General features: G+C 57.9%; 21 protein-coding genes and 2 pseudogenes. 19 read left to right on the plus strand and 4 right to left on the minus strand.

What is annotated here, in order from left to right:
* The first annotated feature begins 27 nt into the window (after nt 1–27).
* From dctP to IEW65_RS01120, 6 genes are read left to right on the plus strand one after another with little or no spacing between them, the layout of a single operon-like run.
* Nucleotides 28–1,101 (plus strand): TRAP transporter substrate-binding protein DctP, encoded by a 1,074-nt coding sequence (gene dctP, locus IEW65_RS01095; protein WP_188637674.1) that lies wholly within the window; start codon nt 28–30, stop codon nt 1,099–1,101.
* 45 nt (nt 1,102–1,146) lie between these two features.
* Entirely contained in the window at nt 1,147–1,692 is a 546-nt protein-coding gene (locus IEW65_RS01100) for a TRAP transporter small permease (RefSeq protein ID WP_188637675.1), read from the plus strand.
* Complete coding sequence (locus IEW65_RS01105; RefSeq protein WP_188637676.1) at nt 1,689–2,963, plus strand: TRAP transporter large permease; 1,275 nt, start codon at nt 1,689–1,691, stop codon at nt 2,961–2,963. The genes IEW65_RS01100 and IEW65_RS01105 overlap by 4 nt, the downstream gene beginning before the upstream one ends.
* A gap of 20 nt (nt 2,964–2,983) precedes the next feature.
* Nucleotides 2,984–4,015 (plus strand): histone deacetylase family protein, encoded by a 1,032-nt coding sequence (locus tag IEW65_RS01110; RefSeq protein ID WP_188637677.1) that lies wholly within the window; start codon nt 2,984–2,986, stop codon nt 4,013–4,015.
* On the plus strand, nt 4,012–5,118 hold the full coding sequence (locus IEW65_RS01115) for a class II histone deacetylase (RefSeq protein ID WP_188637678.1): 1,107 nt from the start codon (nt 4,012–4,014) through the stop codon (nt 5,116–5,118). The genes IEW65_RS01110 and IEW65_RS01115 overlap by 4 nt, the downstream gene beginning before the upstream one ends.
* The gene (locus tag IEW65_RS01120; protein WP_188637679.1) at nt 5,115–6,071 is read left to right on the plus strand and encodes a branched-chain amino acid transaminase; all 957 of its coding nucleotides are present in this window, start codon (nt 5,115–5,117) and stop codon (nt 6,069–6,071) included. Before IEW65_RS01115 ends, IEW65_RS01120 begins: the two co-directional genes overlap by 4 nt.
* A gap of 63 nt (nt 6,072–6,134) precedes the next feature.
* Here IEW65_RS01120 and IEW65_RS01125 read toward each other — a convergent pair whose 3' ends face one another.
* Complete coding sequence (locus IEW65_RS01125) at nt 6,135–7,244, minus strand: pyridoxal phosphate-dependent aminotransferase (RefSeq protein WP_188637680.1); 1,110 nt, start codon at nt 7,242–7,244, stop codon at nt 6,135–6,137.
* Nucleotides 7,245–7,333: 89 nt separating this feature from the next.
* Between IEW65_RS01125 and IEW65_RS01130 the strand changes: the two genes are divergently transcribed.
* The 7 genes from IEW65_RS01130 (at nt 7,334) to IEW65_RS01160 (ending at nt 16,907) form a co-directional block, all read left to right on the plus strand.
* The gene (locus IEW65_RS01130; RefSeq protein WP_188637681.1) at nt 7,334–10,999 is read left to right on the plus strand and encodes an ATP-binding protein; all 3,666 of its coding nucleotides are present in this window, start codon (nt 7,334–7,336) and stop codon (nt 10,997–10,999) included.
* Nucleotides 10,996–11,631, plus strand: coding sequence for a condensin complex protein MksE (locus IEW65_RS01135; RefSeq protein WP_179917264.1), 636 nt, complete (start codon nt 10,996–10,998; stop codon nt 11,629–11,631). The genes IEW65_RS01130 and IEW65_RS01135 overlap by 4 nt, the downstream gene beginning before the upstream one ends.
* Complete coding sequence (locus IEW65_RS01140; RefSeq protein WP_188637682.1) at nt 11,628–12,869, plus strand: hypothetical protein; 1,242 nt, start codon at nt 11,628–11,630, stop codon at nt 12,867–12,869. The genes IEW65_RS01135 and IEW65_RS01140 overlap by 4 nt, the downstream gene beginning before the upstream one ends.
* Complete coding sequence (locus IEW65_RS01145) at nt 12,866–13,735, plus strand: DUF7281 domain-containing protein (RefSeq protein ID WP_188637683.1); 870 nt, start codon at nt 12,866–12,868, stop codon at nt 13,733–13,735. The genes IEW65_RS01140 and IEW65_RS01145 overlap by 4 nt, the downstream gene beginning before the upstream one ends.
* Before the next feature lie 187 nt (nt 13,736–13,922).
* The gene (locus IEW65_RS01150) at nt 13,923–14,609 is read left to right on the plus strand and encodes a DUF4145 domain-containing protein (protein ID WP_188637684.1); all 687 of its coding nucleotides are present in this window, start codon (nt 13,923–13,925) and stop codon (nt 14,607–14,609) included.
* A gap of 94 nt (nt 14,610–14,703) precedes the next feature.
* Complete coding sequence (locus tag IEW65_RS01155) at nt 14,704–15,363, plus strand: DUF4145 domain-containing protein (protein WP_188637685.1); 660 nt, start codon at nt 14,704–14,706, stop codon at nt 15,361–15,363.
* A gap of 581 nt (nt 15,364–15,944) precedes the next feature.
* Entirely contained in the window at nt 15,945–16,907 is a 963-nt protein-coding gene (locus tag IEW65_RS01160) for a ribonuclease Z (RefSeq protein ID WP_188637686.1), read from the plus strand.
* 63 nt (nt 16,908–16,970) lie between these two features.
* On the opposite strand, the gene IEW65_RS17050 is transcribed toward IEW65_RS01160, so the two are convergent.
* Nucleotides 16,971–17,099 carry an AbrB/MazE/SpoVT family DNA-binding domain-containing protein gene (locus tag IEW65_RS17050; RefSeq protein ID WP_308421439.1) on the minus strand — a complete coding sequence of 43 codons (129 nt, stop codon included), beginning with the start codon at nt 17,097–17,099 and terminating at the stop codon, nt 16,971–16,973.
* Between the two features lie 99 nt (nt 17,100–17,198).
* Here IEW65_RS17050 and IEW65_RS01165 point away from each other — a divergent pair, with 99 nt between their 5' ends.
* The 6 genes and pseudogenes from IEW65_RS01165 to IEW65_RS17205 form a co-directional block, all read left to right on the plus strand.
* On the plus strand, nt 17,199–17,852 hold the full coding sequence (locus tag IEW65_RS01165; RefSeq protein ID WP_188637687.1) for a DsbA family oxidoreductase: 654 nt from the start codon (nt 17,199–17,201) through the stop codon (nt 17,850–17,852).
* Nucleotides 17,853–17,973: 121 nt separating this feature from the next.
* Nucleotides 17,974–18,264, plus strand: coding sequence for a DUF1330 domain-containing protein (locus IEW65_RS01170; RefSeq protein ID WP_188637688.1), 291 nt, complete (start codon nt 17,974–17,976; stop codon nt 18,262–18,264).
* An 81-nt stretch (nt 18,265–18,345) separates the two neighbouring features.
* A complete protein-coding gene (locus tag IEW65_RS01175; RefSeq protein ID WP_188637689.1) occupies nt 18,346–19,041 on the plus strand; it encodes an aspartate/glutamate racemase family protein in 696 nt (231 codons plus the stop codon).
* Between the two features lie 22 nt (nt 19,042–19,063).
* Nucleotides 19,064–19,489, plus strand: coding sequence for a lysozyme inhibitor LprI family protein (locus IEW65_RS01180; RefSeq protein ID WP_188637690.1), 426 nt, complete (start codon nt 19,064–19,066; stop codon nt 19,487–19,489).
* Nucleotides 19,490–19,549: 60 nt separating this feature from the next.
* A pseudogene (locus tag IEW65_RS17200) lies at nt 19,550–19,891 on the plus strand (PAS domain-containing protein); the annotation flags it as partial.
* Nucleotides 19,892–19,921: 30 nt separating this feature from the next.
* Nucleotides 19,922–20,063 (plus strand): annotated as a pseudogene (locus IEW65_RS17205) (methyl-accepting chemotaxis protein); the annotation flags it as partial.
* 240 nt (nt 20,064–20,303) lie between these two features.
* Here the strand turns inward: IEW65_RS17205 and IEW65_RS01190 are convergent.
* Both IEW65_RS01190 and IEW65_RS01195 read right to left on the minus strand, forming a co-directional pair.
* Nucleotides 20,304–21,500, minus strand: coding sequence for an E22 family MetX-like putative esterase (locus IEW65_RS01190; protein WP_188637692.1), 1,197 nt, complete (start codon nt 21,498–21,500; stop codon nt 20,304–20,306).
* Nucleotides 21,501–21,577: 77 nt separating this feature from the next.
* The gene (locus tag IEW65_RS01195) at nt 21,578–22,750 is read right to left on the minus strand and encodes a UbiH/UbiF/VisC/COQ6 family ubiquinone biosynthesis hydroxylase (RefSeq protein ID WP_188637693.1); all 1,173 of its coding nucleotides are present in this window, start codon (nt 22,748–22,750) and stop codon (nt 21,578–21,580) included.
* Between the last annotated feature and the right edge of the window lie 13 nt (nt 22,751–22,763).

The following is a 22,763-nucleotide window of genomic DNA, read 5'->3' on the forward strand; positions in this document are numbered from 1 at the left end:
CCATGAATAACCAAAACGAGGTGTGTTATGAACGCTAATCGCTCTTTGCTCTTCACTGCCCTTGCGGCACTTCCGCTGGCAGTGGCTAGCGCCACGGCCCAAGCCCAATCCTATGAAATGGTGATCGCCACCCAGCTCCCGGAGGATATGAGCAATAACGAAATCTATCCGGCGCTGGTGCATTTTAAAAATCTCGTCGAAGCCCGTACCGACGGGGATCTTGAAGTCACTATCTTCGGCGGCGGCCAGCTCGGCTCTGAAGTAGAGAATGGCTCGGAAGTGCAGGGCGGCCGTACGCTGCAGTCCACCATTATGTCCGCCGGGGCCATGTCGTCGTTCTATGGCGACTACCAAGCGGTGACCGCGCCGTTCCTATTTACCAGCTGGCGGCAGGCCTGGACGTTCTTCGATAGCGAGTGGTTTGCCGACTTTATGTCGGGCACCGTGGATGCCGCGAGTATGCGCTATCTAGGTACCTTCGATGACGGCGGCGGCTTTGTAGCCTTCACCAATAACGTCCGTTTGATCGAAACCCTGGAGGACCTGGAAGGGCTCAATATTCGCACCGAAGAGAACCCGGCCCACGTCGCCATCATGCGCTCGTTAGGGGCCTCCGCAACGCCGCTGCCCTGGGGCGAGCTGATCACCGCGCTGGAAACCGGCTTAGCCGATGGCCAGTTCAACGCGCCGGTGCTCAACACCACCTTCAACTTCGATGCGGTCACCGACTACACCACCCTCACCGGGCATGTGTATAACAGCGCGCCTTGGGTGGTGAGCGAGTCCTGGTATCAATCGCTGCCGGAAACTCATCAGCAGGCGGTGATTAGCTCGGCGCGGGAGGCCATTCAGCTCAGCCATGGCATGTCGGGCGCGTTAGCCACCGCAAGCTGGGTCGAGTCCTGCGAACGCTTTGAAGCCTGCTACCTGATGCCCGATGCCGAACGCGAGCGCATGGCCGAAGTGGCTCGCCCCGCTTGGCAGGAGTGGATCGTCAATGACTTCGGGATGGACGAGGCGCGCGTGCAGGGCCTGCTGGATGAAGTGGAGCGCGTGGGCCAGCAGCTAGCGGAAGACGACCTGCGGATTTACGGACAATAACGGTGATCAACGCTGGGGCCATGCACCCCAGCGTGAGGAATAGCCATGGGCGTTTTAACTCCTTTACGCCGCTTAAGCGATCTGGTCAATCAGGTCGCTATCGTGGTGTGTGTGGGCTGTATTCTGGCGATGCTGGGCATCTCCTTTACCGCATTTTTGTACAAGCTAATCACGGGTAGCACGCTGAGCTGGACCTACTCGCTGGCGCGGCTGTTTTTGCCCTGGATTGGTTTTCTCTCCATGACGATTTCGCTGCGCTACGGCGAGCATGTCGCCATGACCCTACTGGTTCGCAGTTTGCCCCGCGTGATGGTGCAAGTGGCTGCCGGGCTCTGTTTGGCGGTCATTGGCCTGTTTGCGCTGATGCTGACGTGGTACGGCTGGGGCTACTTTACCAGCGCCACCCAGGTCTACATGGTCTCCGACCAAATCCGTATCCCTAGCAAGTTCACTGCCATTGTAGTGCCGATAAGCGGCGTGATTATGCTGCTGCACCTAGTGCACGGCTTTGCGCTGCTGGAGCATTTTCTGGATGAGAGCGATGTGATTGATGAACTCATAGAGACTGCTGACGGGGAGCACCGCTCATGACGCCTGCGATTATCGTATTCGTGCTGCTGCTGTTTATCGGCGCGCCGGTGGCGGTGGTGATGGCCATGTCGGGGTTGGCGGGTGGCTTTGCCATCGGGGGAGAGCGCATGCTCGGCATCATCGCCGACCGCATGTTCTCCGGCGTTTCGGGCTTTCTGCTGATCGCCGTGCCCTACTTTATTTTCACCGCTGAGCTGATGAACCAGGGCGGGCTTACCCACAAGCTGATCGCCTTCAACAATGCGCTGTTCGGCCGGGTTCGCGGGTCACTCTCCCATGTGAATATCTCGGTCTCGGTGTTTTTTGCGGGCCTCACCGGGGCGGCGGTCACCGATACTGTGGCCATCGGCAAGATCATGATTCCCGAGATGAAAAAGCAGGGCTACGATGCCGAATACGCAGCCGCAGTCACCGCGTGCTCTTCGATCATTGGGCCGATTATTCCCCCCAGCGTGGTGATGGTGGTCTACGCCACCTTGCTGCGGGATATTTCGGTCATCGATCTGTTCGCCGGTGGCATTATTCCTGGCCTGCTGATGGCCTTGGCGCTGCTAGGCGTTAGCTTCTTTTTAGCCTGGAAGCGTAACTACCCAAAACAGGCACCCACACCGTTTAAGATGGCGATCATGTCGTTTGTGCTGGCGCTGCCCGCCATGGTGGTGCCGTTGATTATTTTGGGCGGTATTCTCTCAGGCTTAACCACCATCACCGAAGCGTCGGGGTTTGCTGCGGTGTACGCTATCGTGATCGGCGTGGTGTTCTACCGGAACCTGACGTGGCGAAAAATATGGGAGGCGTTAGTCACTACCGTGCGCTTTTCTGGGGTGGTGTTTTTCCTGCTAGCCACCTCGGCGGTGCTGGGCTGGTTTGTCACCCGTTCAGGTATCGCCCGTGATGCGGCCAGCATCATCACCACCTTTAGCGACGCGGCCTTTGTGCAGCTAATGCTGGTCTGCCTGCTGTTGCTAGTGGTGGGAACGGTGATGGACGTACTGCCCGCGCTGGTGGTTATCGCGCCAGTGCTGGTGCCCGCCATGATTCAGCTTGGCTTTGATCCGCTTCACTTCGCTATTCTGATGATTGTGGTGCTCAATATCTCTAACGTCACACCGCCGGTGGGGATGACGCTAATGACCGCCGCGCGAATAGCCGAGGTGCCCTATGAACGGGCCATCGTGGCGTCGCTGCCGTTTTACGTCTCGTTCTTGGTGGTGATTGTGCTGCTGGCGGCCTTCCCGGCGCTCTCCACCTGGATACCGTCACTGCTGTGACTAGCTAAGGACTGCGACTCATGAAGTGTTTTTACCACCCTGGCCAAGCGTTGCATGCGCCCCCCACGTTTCTGCTACGCGGCCAGCCTGCGCCCTCACCAGAAGGCCCGGTGCGTGCCGAGCTGCTAACGCAGGGGTTAGCGAAGGCTGGCTTAGTGCTCACTGCGCCAGTGGAGTCAGACTCCCCCAAACTGCGTAAGCGCCTGGAGCAGATTCATACGCCGCGCTATTTGAAATTTCTGGAAACGATCTACGCCCGCTGGCAAACGCTACCCAATGCATCTGAGTTCGTCGCGCCCAATATTCACCCTTGCGGCGGCGGCCACCACTACCCCAGTCACCCGGTTGGGCAGGCGGGCTGGCACCTGCATGATATGGCCTGCCCACTGAGTGCGACCAGTTTTCAAGGCGCGCTGGCCTCGGCCGCCACCGCAGAGGCGGCAGCAGAAGCGGTGTTAGACGGAGAAGCGGTTACCTATGCGCTGTGCCGCCCGCCGGGCCACCACGCCGGGCCAGAACGCGCTGGCGGCTTTTGCTTGCTGAATAATTCGGCGCTGGCCGCTACCGTGCTGCGTGAACGCTTTGCCAAGGTGGCGATTATCGATGTAGACCTGCACCACGGTAACGGCACCCAGGATATTTTCTACGCCAGGGGCGATGTATGGACCGGTTCGCTACACGCCGATCCCAGCGATTTTTACCCGTTTTTCTGGGGCGGTGCCGATGAAGAGGGCAGCGACGAAGGCGTGGGGGCCAACGTGAATCTCCCCCTACCGGTGGGCAGCGATGGCGAGGTCTATTTAGATGCGCTGGTGATCCTGATCGACCATCTGCAGCGCTTTGAGCCGGATGCGGTAGTGGTGGCACTCGGACTAGACGCCCATAAAGAGGACCCGCTAGCGGGCCTTAATGTGGAAACCGAGGCGTTTATCGAGGTAGGCAAACGCTTGGCAGCGCTCTCGCTACCCATGGTGATTGTGCAGGAAGGTGGCTACCCCACCGAGCATTTAAGCGCCAACCTAGCGGCCTTTATGCAGGGGTTTAGCGCATGAGCAGCACCGGCTTTTACTGGCACGAACGCTGCTTTTGGCACGACCAAGGGGCCATTGGCGTGTTTTCCGCGCCCGGCGAGTTCTTGCAGCCCCAAGCCGCCTCCGAAAGCCCAGAGAGCAAGCGGCGGTTGAAAAACATTCTGGAAGTGAGTGGGCTGATTGACGAGCTTCACGTAGTGAAACCGCCCGCCGCTACGCTGGAAGACCTGCTGCGTTTTCATACCCTGCGTTATTTGGATGAACTGCAAGCAGGGGATAAAGCACGGGGCGGCAATGGCGGCGACTGCGCACCATACATGCCCGGCAGCTGGGCGGCGGCGACTCACTCAGCGGGGCTAGCCATCGCCGCTGTGGAGGCCGTGGCACTGGGCGACGTGGATAACGCCTATGCGCTATGCCGCCCGCCGGGCCACCATGCCGAAGCCGACCAGGGCCGAGGGTTCTGCCTGTTAGGCAATATTCCTGTCGCGGTGATGCGTGCCCGCGCGTTAGGCCAAGCCAAACGCGTGGCGATACTCGATTGGGACGTTCACCACGGCAACGGCCAGCAGGCGGCGTTCTATCACGACCCCGATGTCTTCACCATTTCCATACACCAAGCGGCCAACTACCCGCTGGAAACCGGTGGTTTTGACGAGCAGGGCGAAGGGGCCGGGGTAGGCGCTAACCTTAACCTGCCGCTGCCCCCAGGTTGTGGCCTGGGAGCCTACGCGTATGCCATGGAAACAGTGGTGCTGCCCGCGCTGGAAGCGTTCAAGCCCGACCTGATCGTGGTGGCCTGTGGCTATGATGCCTGCGCCAAAGACCCGCTAGGCAAGATGCTGCTTAACAGCCAAGCCTTCGCCACCATGACCGCCCAAGTTAAGGCCGTGGCAGAGCGCTGCTGCAACGGCAAGCTGGTGGTGGTGCATGAAGGCGGCTACTCCGAAGGCTATGTGCCGCTCTGCGGCCATGCGGTCATCCAAACCCTTGCGGGCAGCAACACTGCTGTATTCGATCCGCAAAACGACGAAATTGCCGCCTGGGGCTATCAAGCGCTGCAGCCCCACCAGCAGGCATTAATCGATGGCTGGCACCAACAGTGGGAGCAAACAACCCGATGACACCGCTTTATGATCGTGACGGCTGGATTTGGCAGGATGGCCAATGGCTCGCCTGGCGGGACGCCAAAGTCCATGTGTTCACCCATACGCTGCACTACGGCATGGGCTGTTTTGAAGGTGTGCGTGCTTATGCCGGGGCGCAAGGCCCGCAGCTGTTTCGGGTGGCGGAGCATATGCGCAGGCTAGTGGAAAGCGCCCACGCGCTGGATATCCCGCTGCCGTTTAGCGAAGCCGAACTGATTGATGCCCAGCGCGAAAGCCTGACTAAGAACGAGTTAAGCAGCGCTTATTTAAAGCCCACCGTTTTTCTAGGCGCGGAAGGCCTAGGGCTGCGTGCCCAAGGGCTGACTACCCATGTGATGATTGCTGCCTGGGATTTAGGGCCCTACATTTCCCCTCACGCGGCGTCCCATGGCCTGCGCGCTCTAACCTCTTCCTGGGCGCGCCACCACGTCAATATTAGCCTTTGCCGCGCTAAAACCAGCGGCCACTACGTGAATTCGATGCTGGCGCTTAACACGGCGGTAAAAGCCGGTTTTGATGAAACCATCATGCTCGACCCAGAGGGCTATGTGGCCGAGGCCTCGGCGGCGAACATCTTTTTACTGCGCGACGGCGTGCTACACACCCCGGAAGTGACCTCCTGCCTGCAGGGCATCACTCGCGATAGCGTCATTCAACTGGCCCGCGATGTGCTAGGCATTGAGGTGAAAGAGCGGCGCATTACCCGTGATGAGCTCTACACCGCCGATGAAGCCTTTTTAACCGGCACCGCCGCCGAAATTCTGCCGCTGAGGGAGCTGGATGGGCGCAGAATTGGCACTCGCGCCGGGGCACCGCCACCCAGCGAGCCGATTGCGGCTAATAGCGTGACGGCTCAGCTGCAGCATCTCTACCGCAAAGCGGTGCGCGGTGAGCTAGAGGCTTACCAGCACTGGTTAACCCCGGCATAACCTTGTAATAGGCTTGGAATAGCCCTTGAAATAGCCCTGGAAATAGCCCCGGGGCAAGCATCGCTAGCCGTGCTGCTGAATCGCCTTCTCCAGCGCGGCCAATCTGCCGGGTTCCAGCGCTGCTTCCACCGCCGTAATACGAATCACGTTGGCCAGTTCAGGGTGGGCGAGGCGGGCTACCAATACGCCCTCAGCCAGCAGCTCCTGATGAACCGCCGCTGCCAATTCCGCGCTGGAGAGCCGAATGCCGATGAAGTTAGTCGCGCTGGGGAGCACGTCGGCACCCAAGCCGATAAAGTGCAGCGCCAGCTGTTCGCGGCGGGCTTTTACCGCTTCAATGTGCTGCTGTACTTCCTCAGGGTGATCGAGCACGACTTCAGCCGCGGCCTGGGTGAACGACGACACCGCGTAGTGAATACGCACTTTCATCATCATCGCCAGCACGTCAGCCTCGGCAATCGCGTAGCCAATCCGCATCCCGGCAAGGCCGTGGGCTTTGGAGAGCGTACGCAGGCGAATCACCCCCGGCAGCGCTTTGCCGAGAAACTCGCTGCCCGCGTCGTCACGAAAATCGCCGTAGGCCTCATCCAGCAGCAGCCAGCACGCCTCCGGCAGCGCCTCGCGCAGCTTGAGAATCGCGCTATCGCTATGCAGGTGGCCGCTGGGGTTATCGGGGTTCGCTAAGTACACCAACCGCGCATCTTCTTGATGAGCCGCCGCCGCCAGCGCTTCTAAATCCGGGGCGAGTACGCCGGGGGCTTCATGGTAACTTGGCTCAACCAAGCGGCAGCCCTGGCCTAACGCAAAGTAACCGAAGGTAGGGTAGGTGCCCGCCGTGCTCACCACCGCATCGCCCGCCGTGCAGGTGGTGCGCAGCGCCAGGGCAATCAGGCTATCGGCACCGGCATCCACCAGCAGGTGCTCCAGGGTGATGTTCTGCTGCGCACTCAAGCGCTGGCGCACCCCCAGCGCTTCGGCATCGCCATAGCAGTAAACGTGCTGCGCCACCGCATCGCCAAAGTGCTCCCGCAGAGCGCGGTGGGGCATATCCAGCCCCTCGTTAGAGCCCAGCCGGTGCGGAAGCTCCCGGCCCAGTTTACGCTCTAGCACTTTGATCCCCGGAAAAGGGTTTACGGGGCCTTCGCCTGTGAGATGCTCGGGGTAGCGGGGCATAACGTCTCCAAATCAGATAGCGTAAACTGTCGCCTAACACAGTAATGAAAGCATTAACGGCAATACCAACACCAGTCCAAGGATACGGCATGGCTCACTTATTGCGAATCGTGATGATTCACGGCCACTTAAACGGGGTGGTCGAACTCAGTGTGGACGGCCACACCAATATTTGCGGCACCAACGCCTCCGGTAAAACCACGCTACAGCGGCTGGTGCCGGTGTTTTACGGCGAATTACCCAACAAGGTCGTGCCCAAAACGCGGATGAAGTTTGATGCGTTTTACCTGCCCCACCGCAACAGCTACCTGGTGTACGAGTACCGCCGCGAAGCGGGCAACATCTGCCAGGCGGTGCTGACCCGCAAGGCCGAGGGCGGGGTGGAGTACCGCTTTGTCGGCGCGCCCTACCAGCCGGAAGACTATCTGGTGGAGAGCGATGCGGGCGTGGCGGCGCTGGATTACACCCAGTGGGCCAGCGGCCTGCGGCGCAGCGGCACGCCGGTGTCGCCCAAGCTGGGCGCGACCTCTGAATTCCGCTCGGTGATCCAAAACGACTTTACCCAACTGCACGGCAACAGCCGCGACGGCCTTAAACTGCGCCAGATCGCAGCCCAGTTCAGCTTGGTGAAGCCCGAGCGGCGCATCCGCCATATCGAAAAGCTGGTCTCGGCGGTGCATGCCAAAGAGGGCAAGATGGACACCCTCAAAACCATGCTGGCGGCGATTTTCGAAGAGGATGGCGTTGAACTGCCGGTGACCCGGATTCGCAACACCAAGGCGCGGGAGTGGATTGCCCAGATGCGCCAATCCATGCGCCTGGAACCGCTGCAGGCCTCGCTTGCCCGGCTCGCCGGTATCGACCGCGAACTCGCCGACTTGGATGCCACGCTGTGGCAACTTAAGCCCCAGTTGGAAGACGACCGCCAGCAGGCAGAGCGCCGCATGGCCGATTTGGATGCCGAGCTTGCCCGACATCAGCGCGAATTCCAGCAGCGGGAGAGCGACTATGCTGAAGCACGGGATAAGCTGAACGACCGCCACAGCGAAGTGGTCAGCGATTTGCAGCAGACCCAGCGCCGCCTGAATGACCTACAAACCCAGTACGAGCACTTCGCTGATGCGGATATGCCCGCCCTGGAGCGGGATATCAACGCGCTGCCCCAGTGGCGAGAGCAGCGCGACCAGCTGCGCACCCATCTGAACGTGATGCAGGACGCGGTAAAAGAGAGCCAGGCGCGCCTGGACGGTCGGCTGCGCGAGCTTTCCGAAGCACTGGCCCGCCAGACCCGTGAATCCCAGGAACTGATCGACGCCCTGGTCGAAGAGAAAGCCCTGCGCCGGGAGCAGCAGTGGGAGTCCGAACAGCAGCTCAACGAACGCTACCAGCAGGAGCGCCAACGCCTGGAGGGCGAGTATCAGGCGCAGCTGGAACTCGGCGTCGAGCAGCTAGCCGAACTGAAAGCGCAGCTCTCGCTCTCGACCCAGACCGCTGAAGAGGCTTCCGAAGCGGAACTTGCCCAGGCGCGTTTGGATCAGGCCCAGCAGGAGCGCAATGCATCGGCCGCTACTCTTGATGGCCTGCGCCGGGAGTTTGAAACCCGCAAACGGGAACGCGACAGTGCCGAACAGCAGCTGGTGCAACTTCGCCAGCAGTTGGAGCGCGCCGAGCAGCGTTGCTATGCGCTCTATCAGCAGCGCGACCCGGAGCAGGGCAGCCTGCGCCATTTCCTGCGCTATCACCGCCCCGGCTGGGAGCAGCAGCTAGGCAAGGTGATTGCCCCGGAGCTGCTGGAGCGGCGTGATCTCGCTCCACAGCTGGCAGAAGGCGCCAGCGATGACCTGTTCGGGCTGGCGCTAGATCTTTCCGCCATTGCCCTGCCGGATTACGCCCAGGATGAAGCCAGCCTGCTGGCCGCTATCGAAGAAGCCGATAGTGCCAAACGCCGGGTGCAAACCGAGAGCCAGGCCGCCGAGAAAGCGCTCAAGCAGCATAACGAGCGGGTGCAGCAAGCCGATGAAGCGCAGGATCAGGGCCGTATGGCCCACAAGCGCGCCGAGCAGGAAGTCGAGTTTGCGATAGAGGCCCGCCGCCAGCAGCAGGAGCGCCACACCAAGCGCCAGCAGGAGCGGCGCGCCGCGCATCAAACCGCGTTAGCCAGCCAGGAGCAGGCGCAAAAGGAGTTGCGCGAAGAGAAGCAGCAGGCGCTCGCCGCCCTTAGCGAGACCCATCAAAGTCAGCTATTGGAGCTAAAAGCCGACGGCCAGAGCCAGGTGGATAGCCTGGATGCCCAGCTGCGCCAGTATAAGCAGCAGCTTACCGACGCTAACACTGAGCACCAGCGCCAGCGCGCGGAACTGGAAGAGGCCTTTAGCCAGGAGCTGGCCGAGCAGGGCGTCGACCCCGCCAAGCTAAAAGATACTAAAGAGCGGCTGGCAAGCCAGGATGAACGCATCCGCGTCACCGCCGCCCGCCAGGATGAACTCACCGAATACACCCGCTTTATGCGCGTCGAGTGGGGGCAGCATAAGCCGCAGCTGGTCGCCCAGGAGGCAGAGCTGGAGCAGGCGGAGCAAAAGCTGCAGCGGGATAAAGAGCACCTGAAAAATGACTTCCAGGCCGCCCGCAAAACCCACCAAAGCACGATCAGCACGCTGAAAACCCAGCGGGAGAGTGAATACGCCTGCCTGGAAGCCTTGAAGCCGCTACTTACCCAGCTGGAAAGCTTGGCCATTGAACCCGACAGCCAAGCGCCCGGCACGCCACTGGGCGATGTGGACGAGCGCATTGAGCGCGCTCGCCAAGCGCTGGGCAATCGCCACCAGCAAATCGAGCAACTGCGCCGTGGTTGCCTGGAGGTCGAAAGCCAACTGATCAAGGACGCCAGCAGCGGCTTCGCCGAAGCGCTGGAGAGCGAGCGCAGCAAGCTGCAGAGCGACAACCCGCGCCTACAGTTGCCGCTACTGCGCGACATGCTCAAACTGCTCGAAGATCAACAGCAGCAGCTGATTCAGGAAGGGCGCAACCTAAGCGACGACCTGGATAAGTTCTTCACCGTGTTCCGCGACTTGAACCGGCGCATCAGCGCCCAAAGCCGTCGGCTTTCCGAAGAAGTCGCCGATGACCTGCGCCTGGAAGGCATCACCAAGGCCGAAGTGCGTATCCAGTCCACCATCGATGAGCTGGGCTTTTGGGAGCCGCTAAAACTGTTCGCCCAGCGCTATAAAGAGTGGCGGGAATCCGGCCAGACGCTACCCAGCGACGACTACCTCAACGCCCTGGCGGACGTGGTCGATTTGCTGCGCAGCGACCAGCAGTACAGCTTTGAAAGCCTGCTGCGCCTGGAGCTACATCTCAACGAAGGCGGCACCGATCTGGTGATCAAGAACGACCGCCAGCTGCTGGAGTCCTCCAGCCACGGCATGGCGTATTTGATTCTGTGCAAGTTCCTGCTCGCCTTTACCCGCCTGCTGCGCGGCGATGCGGAAATCGCCATCCACTGGCCCATCGATGAGATCGGTACCCTGGCGTACCACAACGTCGAAAAACTGTTCGACGCCTGCGACAGCAACCGCATTCATATCGTCGGCGCGTTTCCCAACCCCGAGTCCGATGTGCTGCTGCTGTTCGCCAACCGCTACCTGATCGATCGCGATGAGGCCCACCCCAATAAGCGGGTGTTAAAACGCATTGAGCCACGGCTAAGCCGCCTGGCCGAACGGCTCCAGGAACGTCAGCAGGAGGTGACGGTATGATCGAACATGGCCCACTGCTAGAGCGCCTGCTGGCCGGGGAGTTTGTCTGCCCGATCAGCGATGAGAGCGGCTATCGTCATCTCACCAATGAAGAGACCCGGGAGGAGATCGATACCTACCTGCGGCCGCTTAACCGCCGTCTGGCCAGCAATGAGGATGGCAGCGTCTACTTTCTAGCCTGGCGTCAGCTCAATGACAACGCCCGGGATCAGCTCTCCCGCCAGCTGGGCGATACGCTCAATAGCCTGCTGCCGCTGCTGGAGTGGCTGCAGCTGGTTCAAGAAGCGCTGGGCCGGGATACCCTGGCTGCCCCCGGCGACGTGCTCAAACCCGCAGAATTCAGCGCCAAGTGCGAAGACAACCAAAGCCTGCGCGAACGCCTGGAACGCCTGGCCACCGATAGCTTTTTTGGCTCGCAAAGTGACCAGCTCGATGCCCAGGTAAAACAGGTCTTCAAACGCTTGAAAGAGCACGGCTACCTGCTTCAGCCCCATTCAGAGCGACAGGTATTCGTGGTCACCGGCAAGATCGACTACCTGGTGGATCTGGTGCGCTTTATTCGCGATGAAGAGAACCTGCCTATCGAAGAGGGTAGCGAGGAGGGCTCTGGCGCTCAGGAGGCCCTTCTGTGAGTGGCGGTGAGCATGCACTCGAAAGCCGTCTGCTGAAAACCGGCAGCGAACGGCTGGCGCTGCTGGGCAGGCACGCCGATGTACTGATGCAGGCCTACACCCGCGATGAAGTGCCGCTGGAATCGCTCAGCGACAGCGCGCTGCGCAAGCTGCTAGCGGCGCGCATCCTATGGCGACCGGATGAGCAGAGCGGCGTGAAGCTGGCGCCCAAGGTGCGCGAACTGATCGCCGAGATGCTCGCCGACGAGACCCGCCGCCATGTAAATGCCGACGTAGCGGAAACCCTGGAGCTGATTCGTGCCCTGGTGCACAGCTACCGGGAGGCGCGCAGCCGCGGCGAGCACTGGCGGCTGGAACAGCAGTTGATGCGCCTGCGCCAGGAAGTCGACGACCTGAACGGGCGCTTCGCCGATGCCATCGACAGCTTATGGCAGCGGTTAAATAGCGATTTTGGTTTCGTCAGCCAGCTCAACGACAAGATCCGCGAAAACGACCGCGCCCAGAAGCAGATTGCGAGGCTGCTGGATGGCCTGGCGCTGATCGACTTCGACGAGCTGATAGAGCTGGTAGGTAGCGACGGCGGCCTACGCAAACTGTTGATCAGCCAGCTTCAGCAGCAGTTAAGCCACCACTACACCAGTCTGCGCGAAGTACAGCGGCGCTTGATCGAACTAATGGCGCGCTTTCGCAAGCAGCAGGCGCGTAGCCGCCTGATCAGCGGCATGGCCGCTTTTATGCGCGAACACCCAGGCTTTGTGCCAGGCAACTACGCCCGGCGTAGCGAGGTGCCTGGGCTGGTCAATCAAGCCGCACCGCTAAGTGCCGCAGCCGCCCCAGCGCTGGATCGCAACCTGGATAGCCGGTTGCTCGCCGATCTGCTGCACCAGCTACCCCAACCGCGCCACACCACGCAAACCGTTGAAGCGGCGGCCCCTGCCCAAGCCCAAGAAAGCAGCTTAGCCGCCGCCCGCCAGCAGGCGCTAAAGCAGGATGTGGAACACTTCTATTTAAGCGTGATCGACCAGCCCCAGGCGGAGCCGGTCAGCGCCCTTGAGTACCTGCACGCAAGCCCACTGGAATGGCCGGATGAGATCTGGCTCTTCCAGGTGATTTCCGAGTATCAAGGCCTGCCACGCAGCGACCAGAAGGCGTTTCGGCTTAAACAGCAGGAGAGTCAGGCGAGCCAATTCAATCACCTGCGCCTCATCCACGATGTAGAGCTGCAGCTGGCCGTATGAACCTACCCAGCCGTGCACGCAATGGCCTAAACGGCGTCGCCCGCGAACTTCTCCGCCAGCCCACGGTGGAGAAGCCCCGCCGCCAGTGGGTAGACGACGTCGTGGCCTGGTGCCACCAGCACGACATTGACCTAGCCACGCGAATCAACAGTAAAGCGCTGCGCTTTGACGCCGCCTTGCTGGCGCAGATTAATGACGTACTCGAAAGCGCTCGCCTAGCACCACTAGGCCGCTCACTCAGCGGCCTGACCAGCAGCGCACAAGCGAAAGAGGGCGTGGAGGAAGATAAAGCCACCCGCGAAAGTCCCCGAGCACGGCGGGTGCTTGTCAGCTTTCCGCCACAGCCAATAGCGGGGCTTGCCAAGGAACCACGCGCTATTCGCGATGTGGATGTGCTGGGGTTAAAGCTAAGCGCGTTCAGCGCTCTAATCCAGGTCGAAAACCTGGACAGCTTCTATGAGTTTTCGCCGGAACTACCCGCACTAAGCGGTTACGCAAACCCGCTGGTCGTCTACCTTGGCGATAGCTATTACGGCGGTGGTTTCTCCTTGCTGGCCGAGGCTTGGTACAAAACCCATCGACCACATATCTACGTCGGTGATTTCGATCCCAAAGGCGTAAGCCAAGCAATGGATAGTAACGCCACTCACTTGCTCCTGCCCAACATCGAATGGCTCACCCAAAACGCCACGTCGCTGCACGTGCCTGCCGAGCAGTTTCCTTATCAGCGCAGGCTTCGTAAGCACCTTGCTTCGCTGCCAGCCGCACACCCATTGCGCGACTACCTGACGCTGCTGCTGGAAAAGCAGCGGGGGCTTAAGCAGCAGTGGTTTGGTGGGGAGGTGGTTTGTGTGGCGCTTAGCTAGAGTTGGGTGGAGCAAAACACGATGGCACGCGAATGTTGGCTATGTCGCCAATTTTGCTTTGCAAGCCGAAGAATCAATGGGGTAGAGTCATTTGGTTTGCTGCATAACCCCAGTCAATGTGTTTGCTCGTTCATTGAGGTTATGTGCCGTGGCGTATGATTACTGTTATACATATTAGGAACGCTTCATGCCAAAAGTTACTTTGGAAAAAGACAAGCACCTAAATGAAATTATTGATGCCCCATGCGGTGAATGTAAAAGAATCACCAAGCACAAGGTGCTAGCTGATATTGAGTTAGCCGGTAGAGAAGAGACTCATGATATCTTTATTTACGGATGGGATAATGAGTACCAAATTGTTCAGTGCCAAGGTTGCGAAACGATCATGTTTCGTAAGACGCACACGAACTCAGAGGATATGGAGCACTATCCCGGTCCAGACGGCTGGGAGGGGGAATACGTTACATTCGAAGATTATTACCCTAATCCCGAAAAAAATAGGGCTGGATTGTCGGACGATCACCTCTTGCCAGAAAAGCTTCAGAGGATTTATAACGAATCTCTGAATGTTTTGAACGGCAACAACCCTGTACTAACAGGTATTGGTCTAAGGGCAATAATAGAGACTGTATGCAAAGACCAGTCGGCAACAGGGAAGAATTTATACTCACAAATTAATAGCTTGGTGGAGCAAAGTGTTTTAACGAAAGATGGGGCTGAAATACTTCATAAGCTCAGGGTGCTAGGGAACGATGCTGCGCATGAGGTTAAGCCACACGATAATGTACAGCTAGGATTAGCGTTTGATGTTGTTGAGCACCTTCTCCAGGGAGTATATATCCTTCCTGTCCATGCCAAAAGAAAGTTCAAATAGTATAACAATTGGCTGCACGGCGATCGATTTTTCCGCCGCTTTGCGGCTCTAAATCGGCGCGTGAGCCGGGCACTATATTTCATTAAGGATTTCGATGACTGACATTTTCAAGAAAAGATTCAATGAAATTCATCAACAGATGGAGGATCTGCTTAATTCAAAGGAGTCTAAATACAATAGCTTCTTGGAGAAAAATCAGATTGAAATTGAAAGCAATTCGCTTCTTGAGTGGAAAGTTAAAGCCCGTAGTCTATTGAATAAAGCGTGTGGTGAGAACTCAGAACATTATAAAGAATTCTTGAAGAACGAAGAAACCGGTTTATATGGAACATCACTTGCTACTTTGGAACGTTTGAAGGCCATTTTTTTAGCGGCAAAAGAGGATTATGAGGGTGGCTATCTGAAAGAGACTCGTTCGTTAATTCAGGCAGAAGTGTTTGATTCTGAGCTTGAGCAGTCGATGGCGCTATATAAAGCCGGTTATAAATTACCTGCTGCGATAGTCGCAGGTGTTGTACTCGAAACAGCATTAAGAGAGCTATGTGATCGAGAGGGTATTGGTCACGGTAAATTGGATAAAATGAATTCTGATCTTGCAAAGGCAGGAACATATAACAAGTTACAACAGAAACGAATCACGGCATTAGCTGATATCAGAAATTCAGCCGCTCATGGAAAACCATCAGAGTTCAGTGATCAAGATATATTAGATATGGTGAGAGATATTGAGCGATTTTTGGGGGATCATATATAAAATGAAATATATCTAGTTGCTTCACCCGACCAAAAAAACGCGATGCGGCTTTTGTCGGGTGAGCTTCAACGTTAGCCATATCTACAAAAAAATATTTCCGTGTGGCACCTAAATTAAAGGGAGCTCAAGGTTGCGATTAGTATGGTATTTTCCGGGTTTAATAGCTTATTCGCCTTTGCTGTACAGATTGGCCGTTGGTGACGCATCTTTCGAGCTGTGGATGCTGCTACTAATTCCCTTTTTTTTTATTCTTAATTTTGTGCTCTTTCTCATAATGTTGCGGCTAGGTTGGACTGGGGCAATAGTTTGGCGAGAGATAAAAGAGGAGAAGAGCTTTTACGGGTTAGCTTATGTCCTGCTCTTCATGGTTGGTCCCTTGCTTTACTTATTCTACTGCGGGCGTTAAGAGCCAGGTGGCATGATGGTGCCGTGACTGCCAACAGATCGCGAGTTTTTACAGGGAGTTCATGACTGCTATCTGGATAAATTCGGTCAGTTCGAACGTTATAATCCAAACAATGAGATATAGTCGAAGATATACGTACCCATCGACTACGCAGCTATTTATTTGAGCAAAATCCATGAATTTACTCTTCCTAGGCACCTCCGCCGGTGTACCCACTAAAACCAGAAACGTCTCCGCAATAGCATTGCGAGATAGCAAAGGAAAGGGCTGGTACCTGATTGATTGTGGTGAGGGCACTCAGCATCAGGTGTTGCACACGAAGCTGTCGTTTCATTCTTTGAAGGCCATCTTGATTACCCACGTACACGGCGATCATTGCTATGGGCTGCCGGGCATACTGGCGAGTGCGGGAATGGGTGGCCGGAAAGCGCCGCTGACCATTGTGGCACCTGCAGGTATCAAGGAGTGGTTGGAGGCCACCTGCGAGGCCACGCAGCTATGCTTGCCCTTTGCTTTGGAGTTTATCGACTCGGACGAGCTGCCCAGCGTTGAGTTTGAGAGCATTGCGGTTACCACTCACAGGCTTTCACATCGGGCGCCGTCCTATGCTTATGGATTTACGGAGACAAAAGTCGACGCTGCCTTGGACGTGGATAAGTTAGCGCAGAAGGGCATTCCGAGAGGCCCGTTGTGGGGGCAGTTGAAGCAAGGGTTTGATGTTGAGTTTGAGGGCGAGTGGTTAAAAAGCCATGACTACCTGATCTTCAAGCACAAGCCGAGAAAAGTGGTGATTGCTGGGGACAATGACCAGCCTGACTTGTTGTTTGATGCCTGCGCGGGGGCGCAGGTGCTGGTGCATGAAGCCACCTACACCGAAGAGATGGCCCAGAAGGCCGGTGATGTGGGGCATAGCTACGCCAAGCTTGTCGCCGCGTTTGCCGAATCGGTACAGCTGCCCAACCTGGTGCTGACGCACTTTAGCCCCCGTTACCAGCTTCACCCACTTGCCTCGCCTTCCATTGAAGACATTCGTAAAGAGGCCCAGCGTGTCTATTCAGGCTCGCTTTACCTGGCGCGGGATTTTGGCGAATACACTCTGGATAAATCGGGCCACTTTTCTGAAGTGGCGGGCGAGTAGCTTTCTCGTATATGCCCTATATCGACCTAGCACTGCTGCTAGAAAGCAGTGACTTCAGCATCATTACGCCTCGCGTTCTTGTTCTTTAGGCTGCTCGCGTTTACTCATAAAGTCTTCAGTGACACTTTGGCCATCAAACCAGCTGTCCCACGCTTCACTTCGGTTACTTTTATACACCGCTGCTTTTTCCATGGCGGCCTCCTTATCAGTACTGCCGTTACTCACTATATACACGTACCATGCTCTCTCTAGTTTGATCGAATTTTGGGATATGTCGAAGGGGTAAACAAAATGCAAAAGGTAAGAATTGACCTAGTATCTGATGTGGCCTGCCCGTGGTGCGCCATTGGCTACCGGCGCTTGGAGCAGGCGTTAGAGACACTGGGTGGCGAGATCGACGTTGAGCTGGTCTGGCAGCCTTTTGAGCTGAACCGCGATATGCCGCCTGAAGGCGAGCCGATTCTGGAGCATTTGTGCCGCAAGTACGGCAAAGACGCGGCCACCATGGAGCAGTCCCAGCGCGAGATTATGGCCGCCGCCGAGGAACTTGGGCTGAATTTCCGGGGTGCCCTGGAGCGCCGGGCGAACAATACCTTCGCTGCCCACCGCGTATTGGCGTGGGCCGGAACGCAACACCAAGAGACGGCGCTTCAGTTGGCTCTATTTGAGGCCTACTTCGGTGAGGCGAAAAACCCCGCCGACCCAACGGTGCTTCGCGAGAAGGCCATTGAAGTGGGGCTTGACGGCGACACCGCCGAGGCCATCGCCCGCTCCGATCAGTACACGGATGAAGTACGTGAAGCCGAGCAGCGCTTTATGGACGCGGGAGTCAACGCCGTGCCCGCATTTATCCTCGATGGCCGCTACTTGATCTCCGGTGCTCAGCCAGCCGACGTACTGGTGGATGCGCTGCGCCAAGTGGCCGAAGAGAACGCTAGCCGTTAATCGGTGAGAAGCGCCGGCCTTACAGAGGGTTGGTATGAGCAGCATATTCCCATCCGCGCACTGAGTGCACCTTTTCGCTACATGTCGGCGTTGTTGCCGACGTTAGCTTGGGAGAGAGGTTATGGCGGCATACGTGATTGGCCACATCAGCGTGAAAGACGCTGAGAAATGGGCGGAGTACAAGCGTGGGGTTCCTGCGACGATAGTGCCCTTTGGGGGCGAGCTAGTGCTGAGGGGGCAGCGAAAGGCTGTGTTAGGCGGAGAGCATCGTCACACGGACACGGTGGTCATTCGCTTTCCCGCTATTGAGGCTGTTGATGAGTGGTTTCACTCCGATGCTTATCAGCAGCTTATTCCGCTGCGCCTCCAGGCAGCAGACGTCGATTTGATCAGTTACGAAGCAGCGTTGTAGAAGCTGCGTAACGTTAAGCATCGGTAGGGAAAACCAAGCCCAGCGGTGCTGCTTGACACTCTGACTCCCAAGAGAGCATTTATGAAAACCATCGGCTTAATCGGCGGTATGAGCTGGGAATCCACGCAGACGTATTACCGCCTCATCAACCAGCATGTGCGCACGGCGTTGGGCGCGCTGCATTCGGCCAAAGTGGTGCTGTACAGCGTCGATTTTGCCGAGATAGAGGCGCTACAGCACCAGGGCGACTGGCAGGCCACCGCTGAGATACTGGCAGCGGCGGGCAAAGCGGTCGAGGCGGCAGGGGCCGATTTTCTGGTGCTGTGTACCAACACCATGCACAAGGTTGCCGAGCCGCTGGAGGCGGCGGTCTCCATTCCGCTTTTGCATATCGCCGATGCCACGGCCCAGGTGCTGCAACAGCAGGACATTACCTGCGTGGGGCTGCTCGGCACACGGTTCACCATGGAGCAGGCGTTTTATATCGAGCGCCTGCAGCGTCAAGGCATCGAGGTGGTGGTGCCCAGCGAGCCACAGCGCGAGCGCGTGCACTCGGTGATTTACCAAGAGCTGTGCTTGGGCGTGGTGAAGGCAGATGCCAAAGCTGACTACCTAACTATCGTCGATTCGCTGGCTGAACGCGGCGCGCAGGGCGTGATTTTAGGCTGTACCGAGATCGGCCTGTTGATTCAGCAAGCCGATACGGGCGTGCCGCTGTTTGATACCACTGAGATCCACGCAGCGCAGGCGGTTCAGCGGGCGTTGAGAAGTTTTTAAAATGCCAGTGCGGAGCAAGAACATGCGAAGAATAGTCTTAGCGGTGGCAGGCCTTAGCGTTGCGGTTATGGCGATGGCGGAGGAGTCGTCGCTCGATTGTGATCATGCGATGACCACGCTCGATATTAACCAGTGTACTGCCGTGCAGTTGGAGTCTGCTCAATCGGAGCTGAGCCAGTACGTGGAGGCAAGCGTCAATCATCATGTTGATGACCCTGAGCTGCTGGCTGCTATCGAAGACTCTCAGCAAGCTTGGGAGGCCTATGCCGCTGCTCACTGTGATGCCGTGCATACACAGTGGCGTGAGGGCTCTATTCGGGGAGTGATGGCGCTCACGTGCAAAACACAGCTGACACAGCAGCGCACCCACACCGTTTGGGAATCCTTTTTAACCTATATGGATAGCACGCCACCGGTACTCCCCGAGCCAAGCCGCCTTATTAAATGATGAAGGGTTATGACGCATATGTCTGAGCAAGACAGTATCTATGAAAGTATTGCGACGCGCATGAATGGTTTTTTGTATCGCTGTCGCAATGATGAGCACTACACCATGTTGAACCTGACCGGTAGGGTGCAGGAACTGACAGGGCATACGAGTGAGGATTTAATTGGGAACCGTAAGCAGTCTTATGTTGAGCTCATTCATGGTGAGGATGCGCCTGGGCTGGATCAGGCTATCGAGCGTGCCATCGCGTCGGGCAAGAACTGGCACGCCGATTATCGACTGCGCTGTAAAGACGGTAGCTTACGCTGGGTGAGTGAGTACGGCGGCGCTGTCAAAGATGAAGAGGGTAGCGTGATTTATCTGGAGGGCGTGGTCACCGATATACAGCAACGGCGGCAAAGCGAGGAGCGGCTTGGCTCGATCAGTCGGGATATTGCACTCGAAACGGAAAAAATTGCCCACTCACTGAAGATGCTGCAGTTACTGAGTATTAATGCGGGTATCGAAGCTGCCCGAGCGGGTGAGGCCGGTAAAGGGTTTGCTGTGGTGGCCGAGCATGTGCGCCGCCTAGCGGACGATACCAACAGCTCGGCTAAGGTGATTACGGGCCTTATGACTCAGCTAAATCAATCACAGGATTGAGCGCTTGCTCGTTTTAAACAAGGTGATAGGGAATTAGCGTGACCATATCGGGCGTATATCAAAAGGGTAGGGCGCTCTCGCGAGATCGGACGCTATTTTAGTGTGGCAAGTGAAAAACAGGTGATGACCCTGTCGGTAGCGCTGGCTCCCAAAGAAGCCAGCGCTTTCTCCTTTACTGCAAAAATTCCCGCAGTGTATCGCTGGCTTGCTCGATGGAAACGACGCCATCCAGATGGCCTCGGTTGCCTTCCAGCGTTTCCAAGGTGACCTCGGTGCCGTCGGCTTCAATCAGCTCGGCGGTGCGGCGGACGCCTTCGGGGGCGAAGACCAAATCGTTCTCGCTATACAGCATCAATGTAGGGGCTTCGATGGCGGCTAGGCCTGCTTCTAATGAGTCGCCGTAGCCTGCCATAAAGGTTTGGTTGGCGCGCACTAGGTAGAGCAGGTGGTTAGCATCGGAGATCTTCGCCCGTGCGCCTGCGATGTCGTCTAAGGTTTGCTCGATGGCGTAGCGGGCGTTGATATCCTGGGCGGGGTCGCGAGCGTCATCCGCCCAATCACGGTTGAACGCTTCGTTGGCCCACTGCCAGTGGTTGGCATTGAGCGTGACCAGCTTCAGCGCCTCTTTTAGCCCCTCGGTGGGCGGTTCTCCATCGTAGTAGTCGCCCTCGTTCCAGTTAGCATCCAGGCGAATCGGCGCGGCCCAGGCGCTTAGCGTGGCCAGCAGCCATGGGTCGGCCACACCGCCACCAATCACGGGAATCAACCGCTCAACGCGTTCAGGGTAAGCGCTGGCCCACTCAATGGCCTGCAGGGCACCCATGGAAGCGCCCATCACCGCATGCAGCGATTCAATGCCCTGGCTCTCCAGCAGGGCACGCTGCACCTCGACAAAGTCACGAATAGTCACCACAGGAAAATCCATGCCCCAGGGCTCACCGGTATCAGGGTTAATGGAGGCTGGCCCGGTGGTAATAACGTTAGGGTCATTCGCCCCCAGGTTGACCAGCGTATCGGAGGAGATGATGTAGTACTCATCGGTATCTAGCGGCTTGCCGGGGCCAATAATGGCATCCCAGTAGCCGGTGGGCTCGCTATCAGCGTTATAGCGGCCTGCCGCGTGGCTGGTGCCGGAGAAGAAGTGGGTAATCAAAATCGCGTTATCGCGAGCGTCATTAAGCTCGCCGTACGCTTCCCAGCCCACCGTCACGTTTGGGATTGTCTCGCCGCCCTGAGTGGTAAAACTCCCCATCTCGAACGTTTGCTTCTCGACTATGCCATCCCATGCCCATAAGGGCGTGGCCAACAGCAGGCCAAGGCTGGTGAACGAGGCGGCCGTCATTAGCGCGAATGGTTGCTTGCGTCGCATGCGCTTTCCTTTTTTGAGGGATTATTGTGATTGTTTTAGGGCTGCCGATGGCAGCCACTCCCTCAGCATAGTCAGCGTTAGCCGATTTTAAACGGATTTAACCCATTGGCCTGCTGCATCATCATGCGTTTGGCAAACGGCACGCGCTCGGCCAAGTGCAGGCTGAGATCGCCCAGTTGGCGCAGCGGTTTGGCGCCGGTGAACAGGTGGTGGAAGCTGTCGGTGGCGGCAATCATCGCTTGGTTGGCCAGGCGGCGCTGGCATTCGAAGCGGTGCAGGCTGATGTGGTCGCCGGGGTCGCGGCCCTTGACGATCAGCTCGGCCAGGGTGTCGGCGTCGTGTAGGCCGATGTTCAACCCTTGCCCAGCCAACGGGTGCACTACGTGGGCGGCATCGCCAATCAGCGCGAGGCGTTTGCCAATGTAGCGCTTGGCGTGCTGGCGCTTAATGGGGAAGCTGGCCCGCGCCACAATACGGGTGAGCTTGCCCAGGCGTTTGGGGAAGGTGGTTTCAATAGCGTGCTGGAGTGCGTTGTCGGAGAGCTGTTCGCGGGCTTTGGTGGCTTCATCGCTGTCGTACCACACCAGCGAGGCGCGCTGACCGGGCAGTGGCAGCATGGCAATCGGCCCTTTAGGCGTAAAGCACTGCCAGCTAACATCCTGCTGGGGCAGCTCGGTCTCGACGTTAATAATCATCGCCCGCTGGTGGTAGTCGTAGCTGGTCACGCCAATGCCCGCCAGCTCGCGCAGTGTAGAGCGCGCGCCGTCGGCCCCTACAATCAGCCGGGCGCTTAGGGTTTTGCCGTTATCCAGCTCTAGCATGCGGGCGGTGGTAGCCGCCATAGTGCTCAGCGGGGCGCACTGGGTATACCAGGTCACGCTAGGAAGCGCTTCCAGGCGCTGCCACAGAGCGTATTGCAGGGCGCGGTTTTCAATAAAAATACCGAAATCGTTCATGCCGCTCTCTTCGGCGGAGAACACGGAGTGGCCGGTGCCATCCTGATTCGCCACGTCGATATGCCGGAACGGGCAGCAGCGTTCGCCGGGCAGTATCGCGCCGCTGGCTTTCACAAACGCGAGCGACCGGGCGTTGAGCGATGAAATACGCAGGTCGTAGTCGCCGCTAGCAGGTTTCGGGGCGCTACCGCGCTCGACGAGCCCTACGGAAATGCCCGCCTGGCCTAGCCTTGCCGCCAGGGCCGCGCCCACCATGCCGCCACCGACAATAATAATCTCGTGATCCCACTGCATGAGAGGCTCCTTA

This window comes from Vreelandella lutescens, from assembly GCF_014640815.1.
Lineage (GTDB): Bacteria > Pseudomonadota > Gammaproteobacteria > Pseudomonadales > Halomonadaceae > Vreelandella > Vreelandella lutescens.

What these genes read in the sequence shown, in the direction of transcription:
- IEW65_RS01145 (WP_188637683.1), top strand. Translation starts at nt 12,866, where the DNA reads ATGAACCTACCCAGCCGTGCACGCAATGGCCTAAACGGCGTCGCCCGC.
- IEW65_RS01170 (WP_188637688.1), top strand. Translation starts at nt 17,974, where the DNA reads ATGGCGGCATACGTGATTGGCCACATCAGCGTGAAAGACGCTGAGAAA.
- IEW65_RS01160 (WP_188637686.1), top strand. Translation starts at nt 15,945, where the DNA reads ATGAATTTACTCTTCCTAGGCACCTCCGCCGGTGTACCCACTAAAACC.
- IEW65_RS17050 (WP_308421439.1), bottom strand. Translation starts at nt 17,099, where the DNA reads ATGGAAAAAGCAGCGGTGTATAAAAGTAACCGAAGTGAAGCGTGGGAC.
- IEW65_RS01150 (WP_188637684.1), top strand. Translation starts at nt 13,923, where the DNA reads ATGCCAAAAGTTACTTTGGAAAAAGACAAGCACCTAAATGAAATTATT.
- IEW65_RS01155 (WP_188637685.1), top strand. Translation starts at nt 14,704, where the DNA reads ATGACTGACATTTTCAAGAAAAGATTCAATGAAATTCATCAACAGATG.
- IEW65_RS01115 (WP_188637678.1), top strand. Translation starts at nt 4,012, where the DNA reads ATGAGCAGCACCGGCTTTTACTGGCACGAACGCTGCTTTTGGCACGAC.
- IEW65_RS01105 (WP_188637676.1), top strand. Translation starts at nt 1,689, where the DNA reads ATGACGCCTGCGATTATCGTATTCGTGCTGCTGCTGTTTATCGGCGCG.
- IEW65_RS01130 (WP_188637681.1), top strand. Translation starts at nt 7,334, where the DNA reads ATGGCTCACTTATTGCGAATCGTGATGATTCACGGCCACTTAAACGGG.
- IEW65_RS01175 (WP_188637689.1), top strand. Translation starts at nt 18,346, where the DNA reads ATGAAAACCATCGGCTTAATCGGCGGTATGAGCTGGGAATCCACGCAG.
- IEW65_RS01180 (WP_188637690.1), top strand. Translation starts at nt 19,064, where the DNA reads ATGCGAAGAATAGTCTTAGCGGTGGCAGGCCTTAGCGTTGCGGTTATG.
- IEW65_RS01195 (WP_188637693.1), bottom strand. Translation starts at nt 22,750, where the DNA reads ATGCAGTGGGATCACGAGATTATTATTGTCGGTGGCGGCATGGTGGGC.
- dctP (WP_188637674.1), top strand. Translation starts at nt 28, where the DNA reads ATGAACGCTAATCGCTCTTTGCTCTTCACTGCCCTTGCGGCACTTCCG.
- IEW65_RS01100 (WP_188637675.1), top strand. Translation starts at nt 1,147, where the DNA reads ATGGGCGTTTTAACTCCTTTACGCCGCTTAAGCGATCTGGTCAATCAG.
- IEW65_RS01110 (WP_188637677.1), top strand. Translation starts at nt 2,984, where the DNA reads ATGAAGTGTTTTTACCACCCTGGCCAAGCGTTGCATGCGCCCCCCACG.
- IEW65_RS01125 (WP_188637680.1), bottom strand. Translation starts at nt 7,244, where the DNA reads ATGCCCCGCTACCCCGAGCATCTCACAGGCGAAGGCCCCGTAAACCCT.
- IEW65_RS01120 (WP_188637679.1), top strand. Translation starts at nt 5,115, where the DNA reads ATGACACCGCTTTATGATCGTGACGGCTGGATTTGGCAGGATGGCCAA.
- IEW65_RS01135 (WP_179917264.1), top strand. Translation starts at nt 10,996, where the DNA reads ATGATCGAACATGGCCCACTGCTAGAGCGCCTGCTGGCCGGGGAGTTT.
- IEW65_RS01165 (WP_188637687.1), top strand. Translation starts at nt 17,199, where the DNA reads ATGCAAAAGGTAAGAATTGACCTAGTATCTGATGTGGCCTGCCCGTGG.
- IEW65_RS01190 (WP_188637692.1), bottom strand. Translation starts at nt 21,500, where the DNA reads ATGCGACGCAAGCAACCATTCGCGCTAATGACGGCCGCCTCGTTCACC.